Here is a 15645-nt window from a genome sequence, read left to right on the forward strand (position 1 = left end):
TTTTTTAATACAAATTTGATAGCAACAATTAATCCTGAGTTGTTATCACGACTTTCTTCGCTAAAGACATTGCTAAATTATTATCGTAATACGCCGCTTCATTGATGAAATGTGGAAAGGCTTCATAATCCCCCTTCCAGAAAACCTCACTACCATCAAACAAGGTAAAGATTGGATCACCACTGTGCAGCGGTTCAAAATCATTATCTTGCACAGAACGGTGCACCATGCCGATACGTTGCCCCTGTTCATCTAATGGTAATGATAGCGTTTCGTGGTAACGGAAAGCTTCATAACTTGGAATTAACGGTAATAGCTCATCGGTGTTATATAAGTGCACAAAATCAAGAATATGCTGGGTCATTTCATCCATCCAATCAAGCACATCTTGACGGATCACTGACTGAGGTTGAGGACCAATTTCAACAATCACCCCTTGAGGTGCAATTGAACTTAAGAAATGATGCTGCTCAACGGAAGTATGATCCTCTAGTACAATCACGGCATTAGGCATGTGCATTTTTACATACGCGCCTAATTGGCGATTAAAGCGATCAGATTGCAATAAAATTAACGATGGACCCATATTACTGGTGGTATTATGCAAATCGATAATAAAATCAACTTTAGCGTCCCCTTTAGGGCCAATTTGTTGATTAATTGCTTTGGCTCGACTTTGTTCGTAGCTAGCTAGCTCATTATTGGTTAAGTCAGCCAAACTAAATTGACGGTTTAAATCATGATCAATATAACGCTTGTTATCATTATGAGCTTTAGGGTTTGCAAATACTGTTTCAACGCTAAAACTATCACGTGCTAATGCTGCTGATTGCTGCCATTTACGTAATAAGTAAATGCCACTAAATTCATTACCGTGAGTGCCACCAACCACTGCTACTGTTTTTATTTTACTCATCCGTGTGTCCTAATATTCAGTCATTCATTTTAGTGTACTGAATTTAATCGCTATTGGAAGTGTATTTATCAGACAAAAAAGCTATTAGATATCCCTAAATTGGTCGAGTTTGAGCCAATTTCAAATAGGAATGCAATTGTTCATTTTTATATTCTATAGCGGAATGGATATTAACATAACGATTAGCGTATACAGCACAACGATAACGGTTATCTCCTTTGATTATTTCAATTTCAATAACCCCATCAACTAACTGCCAATGTCCTTGAGTATGCATACGATTAAACAGTGTATATTCATCTAAAGAGCCATCAGCATGTAACCGTAATTCGGTGATATAGCCCGCACTACAGGTTTTGATCCAATACTGCTCGCATATTTCATCACGTTGAAAATTACGTTTAGTCTCAAGCCATTGATTCATCACTTGCTGTAATTCAATACCTAATGGTGGTAATTGATCAACATCCAATAAACGTACACGTTCTGTTTCTCGATAAAACAATTGTAATAATTGTAAGGTCTTTTTTTCAAACATCCTTGTTCACCAACTGATTAGCAAATGTTACGGTTAACCGCCGTATAATATTGTCAGATATTAATAGATAGCCACAGCAGCGACTAACAACTAAGGTGATTATGCAGCCAATATCACAAAAATATTTTATTACGCTAACAGTGGTGATTATGGCGCTTATTCACAGCTACATTTGCACTTTTCCACGCAGTTGTTTAGTTTTACCACGTTGATTTTTTTTATCCATTCTTCGTACTTGCGAACCTTTAGTGGGCTTCGTCGCTCGACGTGCTTTTTGGATCACCATCGCACTTTGAATCAATTCTTTTAATCGAGACAATGCTTCTTCACGGTTCATTTCTTGAGTTCGATGTTGCTGACTCTTAAGCACAATAACACCGTCTTTCGTTATACGACTATCAGATAGCTTCAGTAAACGTTCTTTATAAAAATCAGGCAGTGATGAACGATTTATATCAAACCGTAGGTGGATAGCACTTGATACTTTATTAACATTTTGCCCACCTGCACCTTGAGCTCGAATTGCGGTTAATTCAATCTCCCAATCACCTAAGGTGACTGAATTAGAAATCACTAGCATCGATATTTACCCCTTCAACACTGTATTTATATTAATCTTATATTACCACATAGATTGCTCAAATCAGTCCAATCTACAAGTAAACACTCACTTGTATTCTATCGTTATTAATTTCTTTCTGTTGATACACGGCTGATTCCATTAACAAATAACCACAATCCATTAATGCTATTTACAAAGCTTGCATTTCATTGACATTTGAACGGTGTTTTTAATTATGATCGATGCATTGTTATTGATTCACAAACAACATCGAGGTTATTCCATGAAAAAATTACTATTTTTAGTATCACTAATCGTTTCAAGTTCTGCTTTTGCAATGCCTCACGGTAACCCCGCTTCTATTTACTGTGTTAACCATGGCGGTAAATCAGTGCTTGTTGATGGTCAAGGTTATTGCCGTTTACCTAGCGGAAAGATGTGCGATGAATGGGCGTTTCAGAAGGGTCAGTGTTCATCATCAAAACCAAAACAAGAGAAATGGATCAAATACTGCGTAAAGCAGAAAGGCACAGCAATTGGCTCTAATTGTCACTTTAATAAGCAAGGCACAAGCTGTGATTTAAAGAAATTTTATAATGGTACTTGTAAGAAAAAACCCAAACACCCGAAGGTATATTAATTAATATGCTATATAAAAATGCTCAACCTATTATTCATAGATTGAGCATTTTTATATTCACTAAACTAAATTCAAAAACTGTAATTAATACTGAGAATTAACAACAACCTCTTCGCCATAATCACCATTTTTAGCAAGTGGACGGTTAGTTGAATTTGCGGCGCGCATTACACGAATACCAACAGCACCAGCAGCACGTGCTGCAGTAATATCAGTATCTGAGTCACCGTAATAAATTTTAATATTATTTGCTTTTATATACGGTGTTTTAGTATTAGTTGTTTTACTTGTACCAGCAAAAATAACTTTATGCATGTTTTTGATGCCAAAAACATTTTTTAAATATTGAGTGGTAATTTCACATTTAGATGGATCGCGACCGGTAATAAAGTAAATATCATCACCACGCTTTTGGTGCATTGCTATTAATTCACGCCCAATTTTTTTAGGTATGCTGAATTTATCCCAGCCACAGTTCATTTTATTCCAAAATTTCTGATTATTTAAAAAACTCAAACTGTTTGGAGAAAATTCTTTTTGACCACGATAAAAGCCAGGAGAGCTAAATAATACAGTGTCATCAACATCAAAGCCAACGGCCATTGGCGGCTTACCTTTAAGCTGCTGAGCAATTTGATTAACAGTTACCCAATCTACACTCTTAGGTTGACCCATCTGAGCTAACTGAACAGTTGTATAACCCGTATCAGGAGGAGTCACTTTTTGTGCTGCCATTGCAGAGCAAGAAACAAGGCTTAAAGCTAATAAAGAAGAAATTGTAAGTGCTGCAAATGTTTTTTTCATTTTATAATCGGTCACTATAATATTTGTGCATATAATTTAACGATTCAATTCCATAGATAACGTGATAATTATCACATTGAATCAATATATTATTTGGAATATAAGTTCCATAAAAAGTAAACGCAAAATAATACACGTCAATTACGTCATCATATTTATAAAACAATTGTCATACGCGCTATTATAATTATTAAGAACTAACATTTTACTGAAACAGATTGAACTAATTTATTCTACTATTACTCTAACCCAATAAATATTTATAGTGATTGATAATAAAATGAAAAAACTGCTTCTACCTATTATGCTAGGTGCATTACTTACTGGCTGTAATGAAACAACAACAGTTAATAACAATGGCGAGTTTACGGCTCAACAAAAAGCACAAATTGAACAAATTGCTAGCCAATATATTATTAACCACCCAGAGGTATTAGTAAAAGCTTCACAGACATTGCAACAACAACAAATGCAAGCTCAACAAAATGATGCTAAACAAGCTGTTATTGCCAATGCTGACCAACTTCTAAAAGATAAAACAACACCTTTTATTGGTCCTAAAGATGCAAAAGTCAATGTGATCGAGTTCTTTGATTATCAATGCATGTACTGTTCTAAGATTGCAGATACTGTTAAGCAATTAGAAGCTAAAAATCCAGATGTGAAATTCATCTTTAAAGAAACACCTATTTTCGCATCTCGTTGGGAAGCTTCAAAATATGCCGCTGATATGGGTAATTGGATCTACCAGCAAAAAGGTGGTGCCACTTATGCTAAATACCATAACGCTGTATTTGCAACAGGTAAAGATGAAGGTAAGTTAACCAAACAAGATATCAATACTATCGCTACCAGCGTTGGCGTTGATGTGTCTAAATTTAATGCTAACAATACCTTTACGAATAACTTTGAGTTATTTAGCAAGCTAGGCTTCCAAGGCACACCAGCACTGATTGTTATGCCAAGTAGCAACATAACCGAAGATAATATCCATATTATTAATGGCTATAACCCGGATGCGTTAGCTAAAGCAATCAAAGACGTAGAAGCAAGCACTAAATAATAGTGGCTTCACATAAGGCCGTATTACACAACAAGACAGGTATATGTCTTGTTGTGTTTTTTCGCTTATAAATACACTTAGTAATACTTAAACATTTGTTGAATTTCTTGATAATTTTTAGTTTGAGTTAGCGACAACATTAATAAAACTCGTGCTTTTTGTGGATTAAGTGTACCCGCAGCAACAAAACCATATTTTGCATCATCTACTTCTGCAGCTAATGTCGTTGATCCTGTAGGCACTCGAGAACTACGCACAATCAAGGTTCCATCTTTACTTGCCTTTGCTAATTCATCAAAAATAGCGTTATACATATTCCCATTACCGACTCCAGCACTGACAATACCATCAAATTTTGCGTTAACTAACGCTGTCACCGGTAATGGCGATGCATTTGAATAATTATAAACAATCCCTACTTTAGGTAGACTGGCTAATTTGGATACATCAAAATGCGTTGCTGTCGTATGATGACGCTCTGCCGCACGTTGGTAGGTAACATCGTTATTGTGAATATAGCCTAGCGGTCCAAAGTTTGGTGATTGAAAGGTATCAACGGCTGTAGTATTGGTTTTGGTAACATCTCGTGCATCTAATACTGTATCGTTCATTGCTAACAATACACCACGCCCTTTTGAGTCTTCATCAACAGCGGTAATAACAGCATTATATAAGTTAGCAGGACCATCAGCACTGACGGCTGTTGATGGACGCATAGATCCAACGAGCACCACAGGTTTATCACTTTTAATCGTCAGATCGAGGAAATAGGCCGTTTCTTCCATAGTATCGGTACCGTGTGTTACCACAACACCGTCAACATCATCTTGTGCAAGTAATTCATTAATACGCTTAGATAACTTCAGCCATACTTGGTCATTCATATCTTGAGAGCCAATATTAACCACTTGCTCACCGGTTATATCTGCAATTTTAGTCATTGCAGGTACTGCTTTAATTAATGAATCAACTCCAACTTGACCTGATGTATAAGCTGATTCTGTTGCTGACTGACCCGCGCCAGCGATTGTTCCACCTGTAGCTAATATTTTAATATTAGGTAAGTCATCAGCCGCAATAGCCAACGAACTTGCACATAAACCTGCAATTAGCATTGCTACACCAATAGGATTTTTATTCATTACTTACACCATAAGTCATATTGTTAAACTTTATTTATGGCGTGAATGATATTATGAATAGAATATATTTTTGCGCTAAATGTCACTGTTTATGCACACACCTAGTGACCACAATCACACAAGAGTAACCTCGCCCATAAAAAACAACAAAATACAAACACTTACACAACAAAACCTTATTTATATTTTATATATCAGACCACGCATTACTATGGCCGCTGAATCGATTATGCAATAGCTGTTATCGGATCTACACTATAATAATCATGCAAACATACATCCCCTAATGTCGTTGTAATATATTGTTGAATTATATCAACATCACTCGCTTCCCATAAACACTGAAAATACCCCTCCTCGATATAAACAAATGTTGAATGCAAAATCATATTCTTAGGTAACGGTTGCTCAAAAATAGCAATATCATTGACATTTTGTGCTTGATCTTGACGTTGATGACAACTGGCATAAAACATAAAGGCATGCCCCTCGTTAGAATAATTACCTTTAATTGTAGACACAAAATAGGCACTCGATATTCAGCAAAGTTTATTCATCACATAAAAGATAACACTCACATGAAACGAATGTTAATTGATCAAATCGTTATATATATTATCAATTCATTATAGATATCATCTTAAAACGCCTTTAAATAACCAAACCCAAACTATGGTTACTTATTAACTATCGATAAGATTAAATATACTGATATACAGATATGTTAGAATTTATTAATAATGATTTTTTATTTTACATTTTCGGCGCGTTATTTAAGCAATGTTATCAATACTGTATAAATTAACCTCACAAGGTTTTTGAGTATCACTTTTTATAAGGGGTTAACAAAGGTTTTACTGTATCCTAGCCATCTTTTATATGCTTGTCGCTATAATGCGACCAGCTGAACAAATGCTCCTTCACTTAGACATTTTTATGCATTTCAACCAAAATATACCAGTTCGCTCCCCTAAAGGGATTTTCGCCATGTGGAGTGTTTATAGCTTCACTGGTGCCGCTATTCTTGCATCAATCGTGTTCTCACTGTTGCTGTTTTTATCTATTGATGATGACCCACTGATGAAGTTCCTCTTTGGCGGCTTAGCTGTCATTTTTGAATTGGGTAAATTCTTTGCGTGGTATGAAGTTGGAGAACGCAAAGCACGCCGAAATTACACCGGCACCTTCACCGCTTTTACGTTTTATGCCGTATTAGCTGCGATTTCTATTGGTGGCTCTGTTGGTGGCATCAATAGTGCGACCAATAAGGCACACAGTGAAGCCAATGTTCAACAAAGTAAGATCAATGCCTTTAATATGCAAATTCAAGCCATTGAAAAGCAAATTGATCTCAATAATGTTGCAGCTGAGAAATATATCCAAATGGAGCGCATCGCTTCAGGTGTAACTCGCATTCAAAAAGAAAACGAACAGCTACGCAAACAACAGCAACAAATTGCTATTGAGCGTGACACAACGCCTGTTGTGGGTCAGGGTTCAGTGCTTGGATTAATTGATAGTTTAGCGACAACATTCAATGTCAGCAATCAAGCCGCACAACTGGGTTTGGTTATTTTCTTATCCGTGTTGCTTGATTTCTTCGCTGCTTTTTTTGTTGGTTTGATTGGCGAGGAAAACCGTTTCCGCTACCAATTTAAGCGCCAGCAATTACTGTCAGTTAATGGCTACAATATGCAAGATCAACCTCAGCTATTAACGCATTTTGACCCCTCTGCTGTTGGTATCTCATCAATTACCGATGTTAATGATGAAGATGAAATTATTGTCGAAGAAGCCGAACCAGAACAGCCGAAAACAGCCTATGAACAAGCTGTTGAAGCGCTCTCTAAAAACCAAGTTAATTGCAGTAAACGGGCAGTAAGTCAATTACTGAAACTGACTACAGATGAAGTCGATACGATTTTTCATGAGTTATTAACCCAAGGCATCGTAAGTAAGAAACCTAATAACCATTATCAATGGCATGGTACTGATACTGTAACCAGTTAATTATTCGATTCAATGTGTTGCTTAATATGTAAAAGCCCAAAATATTGATGTTATTTTGGGCTTTTTCACACTGAAAAAGTGTCAACAATGACATGAAAAACATTAATTATTCCAAATAAACATACATAGTAATCAAAAATACCTATATCATTATTTATCTAAAGCACAAATATATAATTACAGGTAAAATCGCGGCACTTTTTTTCAGACCTAATTTTTTATAATGATTACTTTTAATCGTTTCAAACAATTATTTACGCACTCACTGATTGCGACTAGCGCACTAACATTAGTTGGATGTGCACAACCACTATCGACTTCAAAAACATCGACTTACAGTAATATTGATAACTTCACTACTTCCTTTTATCAGCATACGCGACCTTATACTCAAGCAAATCCCAATAAAACAGGCTTTTACCCACTTGGTGACGGTCAAGCAGCACTTCTTGCTCGTTTAGCCGTTATTGAAGGCGCACAAAAAACTATCGATGTGCAATATTATATCTACCGTGATGACGCAACCAGTAACCTACTAACATGGTATTTATATCAAGCGGCAGAGCGTGGTGTGCGAGTACGTCTATTACTTGACGATATGCAAAATCGTGATGACCAAGCCTTAGCGAGCCTTTCTGCGCACCCTAACGTCGAAGTACGCTTATTTAACCCTTTTGGTAATCGCAGTTTTAAACCTCTTAGCTTTTTGACTGACTTTGATCGGCTTAACCGTCGCATGCATAATAAATCCATCATTGCTGATGGTGTATTTGCAATTACCGGTGGACGTAATATTGGTGATGAATATTTTTCAGCTAATAATAGCGTTGAATTTGGCGATTTTGACTTATTAATGATGGGGGAAATAATTCCTCAGGTTTCACGTCAGTTTGATGAATACTGGAACAGCAAACCAGCAACCCCGATTGAAGCGCTTGTAAGCTCTGCACATGAGCCAACACCAGAGCAACTTGCACAATGGAAACAAGCGCAGCTTAAATACATGACAACGGATTACGCGCGCTCATTGAAAAACCATCCGATGGTCAAACAATTAATTAATCAAACTCTGCCATTATTCTGGACAGACGCTGAACTGCTATACGATACACCATACAAAGTGGCTAACAGCAAAGACAATCTATTACTGCATAAGCTCTCTGAAATGATTGCAAAAGCAGATCACAACTTCTTCCTTGTCTCTCCTTACTTCGTACCAACCGAAGAAGGCGCAAAAGAGTTAGCACAAGCAGCTAAGAACGGTAAAAACATTACTATCGTCACTAACTCACTAGCATCTAATGATGTATTTGCAGTGCATGGCTGGTATGCAAAGTACCGTAAAATCATGCTAGAAGGTGGGGTTAAGCTGTACGAAGTGAAAGTTGAACCAGAGCAGAAAACAAAACACAAATGGCTAAGTCACTCACGTACTAGCCTACATGCAAAAACGTTTATTCTTGATAAATCTAAAATTTTTGTTGGTTCATTCAACTTTGATCCTCGCTCAGCATATTTAAATACGGAGCTAGGTGTGATTGTTGATTCACCAGAATTTTCTGGCCAAGTATATAACCAGATCAGTGACTCAATGCTGAAAGAAGCTTACCGCCTATCTCTTGATGAGAACGGTGACATTGTATGGAATGACGATGTAACAGGTAAACAATATACCTCTGAACCAGACAGTAGCATGTGGTTGAAGATGGGTGCTTGGGCAGCCGGCGTACTACCTATCGAAAATCAGCTTTAATTAAATATATAATAGCAAATAAAAAAGGCGTTCAACGGACGCCTTTTTATTTACCTAATCAAATAGTTAATATATTAACCACGTCCGCGTGTAGTTGGTTTTTTCGATGCATTCTTCTCGATATATTCGATGATCATACCAGCAATATCTTTACCGGTTGCCTTCTCAATACCTTCTAAACCAGGTGATGAGTTAACTTCCATCACTAGTGGACCACGATCAGAACGCAGTAAGTCAACACCCGCGACACCAAGACCCATGATTTTCGCTGCAGCTACAGCTGTTTTACGCTCTTCTGGCGTGATCTTAACCAAAGCAGCACTACCGCCACGGTGAAGATTAGAACGGAATTCACCTTCTGCACCTTGACGTTTCATTGCTGCGATCACTTTATCACCAATAACGAAACAACGAATATCTGCACCACCAGCTTCTTTAATGTATTCCTGCACCATGATATTAGCTTTTAAGCCCATAAATGCTTCGATAACACTTTCAGCCGCTTTACGCGTTTCAGCAAGAACAACACCAATACCTTGTGTGCCCTCTAGCAATTTAATAACAACAGGTGCACCGCCTACCATATCAAGGAGATCTTTAACATCATCAGGCTTACTTGCAAAACCCGTTACAGGCATACCAATACATTTGCGTGACAATAACTGCATTGAACGTAATTTATCGCGAGAACGACTGATCGCAACCGATTCATTCACAGTATAAACGCCCATCATTTCAAACTGACGTAATACCGCTGTACCGTAAAATGTTACTGATGCGCCAATACGAGGAATAACTGCATCAAAATCCACTAAATCTTCACCTTTAAAGTGAATTGATGGCTTTTGCGAGTTAATGTTCATATAGCAACGAAGTGCATCAATCACCTTGATTTCATGGCCACGTTGCTCTGCCGCTTCAATAAGGCGAGACGTTGAATACAATGACTGATTACGAGATAAGATACCGATTTTCATTACTATTATTTTTCCTTGGTTTGAATTAGGTAAGAGGCTTCTGGATCTACAATGATACGACCATGCATAGCGGTTCGTCCAAGCAACATACGAAATGCCATGTTATCACGGCTAGTTAGCGATATTTCTATTGGCCATTGTTGACCATTAAAATCAATAGTTGAAACAATAAAGTAGCGCAACTGTTCATCGCCACCTGAGTTTCTAACAACACGTTTGTCGGCAACTTTAGCCATACAAACCTGTTCAATATCGGTATTATTATGGATAGGGTGCAGCCAAAATTTTACCCATAATTCATCATTTTGGGTAAATTCTTCAATTTTAAATGTGTGAAGACAAGAACTACGAGCACCTGTGTCAATCTTTACATGAATATCATCAACACCAAGATCAGGCAAAGCGGCAACTTCGCGCCAACCAACAATAAATTTATTATTTTTATTCACAATTGTTTCTTTATTTATCATTACAATAACCCAAACACCCTTAATAGCTAACCTAAACAGCTTACAGAAATAAAGCATATATAACTGTCATCAATCATTACAGATTATACATAGCTGACTGTACTCGATTTAAACGGTTGTCTATAAGTAAGGAAGTCATTAACAAAACTGAGCACTGAATTGACCTGAATCAGTGCAAATAACGGTGATAAAACCATCATTAGATGACTATTTTTTAGTGTCATCTTGCTATATATTACCACAAATTAGCCATATAAGATTTTTTATTCATGTCATTAAGCAATAAGTTTTTACGTGATAAACCTGATTTTACCCGTTTTTATTCCTAACAGGATCACAACAACATAAACATTAGTCTAAAATAAGCAGTACTTAAAATAAGGTACGTATACAAGAGACAATTTCCATGGTTTATATTTTAAAAAAACAATCAATTACAAAATTAATTTAAATCTGTTTCATTACATCATTCGCCCGTACTGCACTTTCACTATTAACAAATAAGACGCAATAGACATGTCACAACTAAAACAACAATTACTATTACTTGGCATGGCCAATTTATCTGTTGATACATCAACCCAGCAGCAATTAGAGCAATTTATTTCAACGTCATCAGCTCATTTTGAGCGTGTTCGATTACAACGGCCAGATAGTACATTATTAGATTTATTACTTGGTTTTATGACCTTACACCACCAGCAAGCACATCAACAATGGTTGCATCAACGTGTTGCCGCAACAAAAATGCAGGCTGTTTTTGACAGCACACTCGGTGATCATGCCAATAGTTTCACCAATCAAGATCAACACTATCTCGTCGCTCTAACGCATTTATGGTTAATGGTTCAAGGCGCCTGTAACATTGATTACAGTTATAGCAATGAACAAGCTGAAGCCCAAAGCCGTATTATTAATGGCAAACATGAGCAGTTACCGTCTCAGTTTAGCACTGATGTTGAGTCACTAAGATGCCAATTTATGCAATCATACTACTTAGGAAAAAACCATAATAGCCCCAACTTTAGTACACGCATCAAGCGGTGGTTCAGAAAAGTATAACCAAGTTATATCTTATAACTTTAAAATGACATAACCGTTATCTTTTACGTCGCGTCTGACTTGTTCTAACGCCATAAATTACCGACAATACAGCTATCATTATTTTTAATGCAATAAGATCTCTTCAATAACGGTCTTATTAGTCATGTTATAAATACTGCTCGCTTTACTCATAAATCGTACAGTTCTAAAAAGTACTATTAACGATAGTGCCTTAGCCAACCATAAAGAATCATATATTGAACAACGTTAAACACTGTCACTTTACACGTTGTTTACATGGAGCTCTAGATTGAAAACGTTATACCAGTATCTCTATTTAACCTTTACCTTACTCATCGCCGGGTTTGGACTTACCTTTTCATCCATTGCCGCAGCAACACCTCAATATACGACGGGATGGGTTAAAAACCCTCAGCATCCGCCTGTTGAAGTTAGGCTAATGCTTACTGGCCAACAAGATTTGGCAAAACAGACTGTTCAGGGCCTGCTTGAAGTAAAACTTGATACTGACTGGAAAACCTATTGGCGTTCACCGGGTGAAGCCGGTGTTGCACCTTCAATTGATTGGAAGATGTCATCTAACATTGCTAAAGTAGATTGGCAGTGGCCGTTACCTAAACGCTATGAATTTTTAGGCGTTGAAACATTAGGTTACAAGCACGATGTTATCTTCCCTCTTTCGATTCATGTTAAAGATATGAATAAGCCAGTATTCCTTGCTGGTAAATTAACCATGTCATCATGTACCAGCATTTGTGTACTCTCCGATTACGAGCTTTCATTCGATTTTACTCCAAGTAAGCTAATACCATCGACAGAAGCGATGTTTTTGTATAACAAAGGTGAAAGTCAGGTACCAAAACCGTCTCCAAATGTAACGCTAGACACCGTCTCTTATAATAAAGCTGAAAAGAAAGTAACTATTGTTGCAACCAACACCATGGGATGGCAACAACCCGATGTGATCATTGATGGTGATACTCAAGCAGCTAAAGACACCTCATTTCTAAAATCAACCACAACCATAAAAGGCAATACACTTTACGCAACACTGCCTGTTACAAGTTGGTTTGGAACTCCCAAATTGATAGGACAACCGCTGCATGTCACCATAGGTGATCATGATACTGCCGTAGAGATGACAGCAAAGGCGACTGATACGCCAGTTAACATTCCAAGTACAAGTGGCAACCTCGTAAAAATTATTGGATTAGCCTTATTAGGTGGCTTAATTCTTAATATTATGCCGTGTGTATTACCAGTATTAGGGATGAAATTAAGCAGTGTTATCTCAGCTCAAGGGCTAGAACGTCGTCAGATTCGTACTCAATTTTTAGCCTCTGCCGCAGGGATCATTGTTTCATTTTGGCTATTAGCAGCCTTTCTTACAGCCATGAAAGTCTCAGGCCAAGCACTTGGTTGGGGTATTCAATTCCAAAGCCCATGGTTTATCGGTGCAATGGTGGCAATTACGGTGCTATTTGGTGCCAATATGCTAGGCTTATTTGAGATTAGTCTTTCAAGCAATACCAATACTTGGTTAGCAACTAAAGGAGATAACTCTCACTTAGGCCATTTCATTCAAGGTATGTTTGCAACTTTACTCGCAACACCTTGTAGCGCACCGTTCTTAGGCACTGCTGTTGCGTTTGCACTTGGTGCAGATTTAGTGACCTTATTTGCTATTTTCACGGCGCTTGCGATTGGCATGGCTGCACCTTGGTTATTGATTGCTATTTTCCCACAGCTCGCGACATTAATGCCGAAACCAGGACAATGGATGGATCGTGTTAAGACACTGTTTGGCTTAATGATGCTTGCTACCTCAGTATGGTTACTAAGCTTAATGACCAGTTTCTTTAATGCAACCATCGTATGGGGATTAGGTGCACTTATCTTAATCACTATTTTATGGTTATTAGGCCGTAAAAAAGGTCGTAAAACTGTCATTATTACCTTAGCGGTAATGCTGCTCGGTGCTGGTGCAAGTTTATTTACAGGCAGCCTCACCGCCGATAAATGGGCAACTCATCTACCTGCTGATCATCATTGGATTCCGTTAGATACAGCGAAAATAGCGACAGAAGTTGCACAAGGTAAAACGGTGTTTGTCGATGTCACCGCCCAATGGTGTATTACTTGTAAAGCCAACAAAATGGGCGTTATTTTACAGCAACCTGTTTATTCCGCTTTGGATAATAAAAACATTGTCTTAATGCGTGGTGATTGGACAAAACCGTCTGATTATGTAACTGGCTTTTTACAGTCTCATGGCCGTTTTGGAGTACCATTTAATATAGTTTACGGCCCTAATGCACCAAAAGGTATTGAGTTACCAGTGATTTTATCTAGCGATAGCGTACTTAATGCACTCAAAAAAGCAGGAAAATAATGTCAATAAACACTAATAAAACACCTCGCCATAAGTGGCGAGGATGGATCAAAAGCATTGTTATTTTTATGATCATGTTTACGGTTGCCACTACAGCATTAGAAGCATGGCGTAACCGTCATTTAAATCAAATGCAAATATCAGCCACTCAACCTGCCTTTACTACTATTGATGGCCAAACAGTCAATATCTTTAAAGACAGTTATGATCAAACCGTGCTGGTGTATGTATGGGCAACATGGTGCGGCAGTTGTAAGGTTGTGTCACCAATGATTAATTGGCTCAATAACCAATCATGGCTAAATACTAAAATAGTGACCATCGCAATGCGATCAGGGGATGATCGTCGCTTACATGCCTATTTAAATATGAAAGGCTATGATTTCCCTGTCGTCAATGATAATAGCAACCTGATAACTCAAGAGTGGAAACTATCGCGAGCGCCGACTATTTTAATTATCAAAGATGGTAAAATTCAAAATACGACAGCTGGGTTAGTTACCCCGCCTGGATTATTAGCCCGTTTAGCATGGGTTGATATGAAGTAATAAAGAAACCCAGCTATATAGCTGGGTTTCTTTTTAATATTTATCTAATCGACGTATTTGCCAAAAATGCCGCTTCCAATAAGGATTATCTAATCGTGAAATAATAACCCCTTTTGATTGAGATGCATGTAGAAACTCTGAATTGCCTAAATAAATCCCTACGTGGCGTGAGTTACGCCCAGTTCGAAAAAAGACTAAATCCCCTTCCTTAGCGGTATGACGTTTAACTTGCTTACCTTTTTTAACCAACTCTAATGTCGTTCTAGGGAGTATTTTTTGATAAACACTTGAGTATCCGACCTGCACAAAAGCCGAACAATCAATCCCTTTCTTTGATGAGCCACCGTAACGGTATGGGGTACCTTTCCAAGAACGATAAACGCCATCAAACATACCATTATTAACGGGTAATAACTGTGCTACTGTCTGTTTGGGAGTCGACGTTAACGGCTTTTTATCTACCGTATCATTTACGGAAGATGATGAGCACCCAACTACTGATAATAGAACAAATACCTGCAATATTGTTTTTTTTATAAAAAATCCGTTCTTCACTATTTATCCTGCAATCCTTCGATAAAAATAAATATACTTGATACAATCAACTACATATTATCAATCCTCACAATATACTAACCTAGGTTACATACAATAACTGTGGTGTTGATTCAATTGTTGTCGTTCTTCTTATCATGTGCATTTAATAATACATAAATAATCGTACCATTAAAGAATAGCAAATACTTCTATATAAACAGATGGATA

General features: G+C 37.4%; 16 protein-coding genes. 7 read left to right on the forward strand and 9 right to left on the reverse strand.

Features of this window, described 5'->3' with window-relative positions:
* Positions 1–28 precede the first annotated feature (28 nt).
* The 3 genes from BTN98_RS15885 to arfB form a co-directional block, all read right to left on the reverse strand.
* On the reverse strand, positions 29–916 hold the full coding sequence (locus tag BTN98_RS15885) for an aspartoacylase (RefSeq protein ID WP_105030038.1): 888 nt from the start codon (positions 914–916) through the stop codon (positions 29–31).
* A gap of 94 nt (positions 917–1010) precedes the next feature.
* Positions 1011–1454 (reverse strand): hypothetical protein, encoded by a 444-nt coding sequence (locus tag BTN98_RS15890; protein WP_060998418.1) that lies wholly within the window; start codon positions 1452–1454, stop codon positions 1011–1013.
* Positions 1455–1620: 166 nt separating this feature from the next.
* Positions 1621–2034 (reverse strand): alternative ribosome rescue aminoacyl-tRNA hydrolase ArfB, encoded by a 414-nt coding sequence (gene arfB / locus BTN98_RS15895; protein WP_060998417.1) that lies wholly within the window; start codon positions 2032–2034, stop codon positions 1621–1623.
* A gap of 265 nt (positions 2035–2299) precedes the next feature.
* Between arfB and BTN98_RS15900 the strand changes: the two genes are divergently transcribed.
* Positions 2300–2656, forward strand: a complete 357-nt coding sequence (locus BTN98_RS15900; protein WP_060998475.1) for a DUF333 domain-containing protein — start codon at positions 2300–2302, stop codon at positions 2654–2656.
* An 84-nt stretch (positions 2657–2740) separates the two neighbouring features.
* Here BTN98_RS15900 and aphA read toward each other — a convergent pair whose 3' ends face one another.
* Complete coding sequence (gene aphA / locus BTN98_RS15905; protein WP_060998474.1) at positions 2741–3460, reverse strand: acid phosphatase AphA; 720 nt, start codon at positions 3458–3460, stop codon at positions 2741–2743.
* Positions 3461–3740: 280 nt separating this feature from the next.
* On the opposite strand from aphA, the gene BTN98_RS15910 reads away from it, so the two are divergent.
* On the forward strand, positions 3741–4523 hold the full coding sequence (locus tag BTN98_RS15910; RefSeq protein WP_060998416.1) for a DsbA family protein: 783 nt from the start codon (positions 3741–3743) through the stop codon (positions 4521–4523).
* 77 nt (positions 4524–4600) lie between these two features.
* Here the strand turns inward: BTN98_RS15910 and ansB are convergent, their stop codons facing one another.
* Positions 4601–5665, reverse strand: a complete 1065-nt coding sequence (gene ansB / locus BTN98_RS15915) for an L-asparaginase 2 (protein ID WP_060998415.1) — start codon at positions 5663–5665, stop codon at positions 4601–4603.
* 227 nt (positions 5666–5892) lie between these two features.
* A complete protein-coding gene (locus BTN98_RS15920) occupies positions 5893–6186 on the reverse strand; it encodes a hypothetical protein (RefSeq protein WP_129583722.1) in 294 nt (97 codons plus the stop codon).
* Between the two features lie 466 nt (positions 6187–6652).
* On the opposite strand from BTN98_RS15920, the gene BTN98_RS15925 reads away from it, so the two are divergent.
* Positions 6653–7675: a hypothetical protein gene (locus BTN98_RS15925; protein WP_060998413.1), complete on the forward strand. Its 1023-nt coding sequence runs from the start codon at positions 6653–6655 to the stop codon at positions 7673–7675.
* 223 nt (positions 7676–7898) lie between these two features.
* Positions 7899–9428, forward strand: a complete 1530-nt coding sequence (locus tag BTN98_RS15930) for a phospholipase D family protein (RefSeq protein WP_060998412.1) — start codon at positions 7899–7901, stop codon at positions 9426–9428.
* 74 nt (positions 9429–9502) lie between these two features.
* Here the strand turns inward: BTN98_RS15930 and rimK are convergent, their stop codons facing one another.
* Positions 9503–10405: a 30S ribosomal protein S6--L-glutamate ligase gene (gene rimK / locus BTN98_RS15935; RefSeq protein ID WP_060998411.1), complete on the reverse strand. Its 903-nt coding sequence runs from the start codon at positions 10403–10405 to the stop codon at positions 9503–9505.
* Between the two features lie 5 nt (positions 10406–10410).
* Entirely contained in the window at positions 10411–10875 is a 465-nt protein-coding gene (locus BTN98_RS15940; protein WP_060998410.1) for an ATP-dependent zinc protease family protein, read from the reverse strand.
* Positions 10876–11391: 516 nt separating this feature from the next.
* Between BTN98_RS15940 and BTN98_RS15945 the strand changes: the two genes are divergently transcribed.
* The 3 genes from BTN98_RS15945 (at position 11392) to BTN98_RS15955 (ending at position 14880) form a co-directional block, all read left to right on the forward strand.
* A complete protein-coding gene (locus BTN98_RS15945) occupies positions 11392–11937 on the forward strand; it encodes a hypothetical protein (protein WP_060998409.1) in 546 nt (181 codons plus the stop codon).
* A gap of 292 nt (positions 11938–12229) precedes the next feature.
* Positions 12230–14332 (forward strand): protein-disulfide reductase DsbD family protein, encoded by a 2103-nt coding sequence (locus tag BTN98_RS15950; protein WP_060998408.1) that lies wholly within the window; start codon positions 12230–12232, stop codon positions 14330–14332.
* Positions 14332–14880 (forward strand): thioredoxin domain-containing protein, encoded by a 549-nt coding sequence (locus BTN98_RS15955; RefSeq protein ID WP_060998407.1) that lies wholly within the window; start codon positions 14332–14334, stop codon positions 14878–14880. Before BTN98_RS15950 ends, BTN98_RS15955 begins: the two co-directional genes overlap by 1 nt.
* Before the next feature lie 33 nt (positions 14881–14913).
* On the opposite strand, the gene BTN98_RS15960 is transcribed toward BTN98_RS15955, so the two are convergent.
* Complete coding sequence (locus BTN98_RS15960; protein WP_082732158.1) at positions 14914–15435, reverse strand: NlpC/P60 family protein; 522 nt, start codon at positions 15433–15435, stop codon at positions 14914–14916.
* Between the last annotated feature and the right edge of the window lie 210 nt (positions 15436–15645).

The sequence above is a fragment of the Photobacterium aquimaris genome (assembly GCF_002954455.1).
Taxonomy (GTDB): domain Bacteria; phylum Pseudomonadota; class Gammaproteobacteria; order Enterobacterales; family Vibrionaceae; genus Photobacterium; species Photobacterium aquimaris.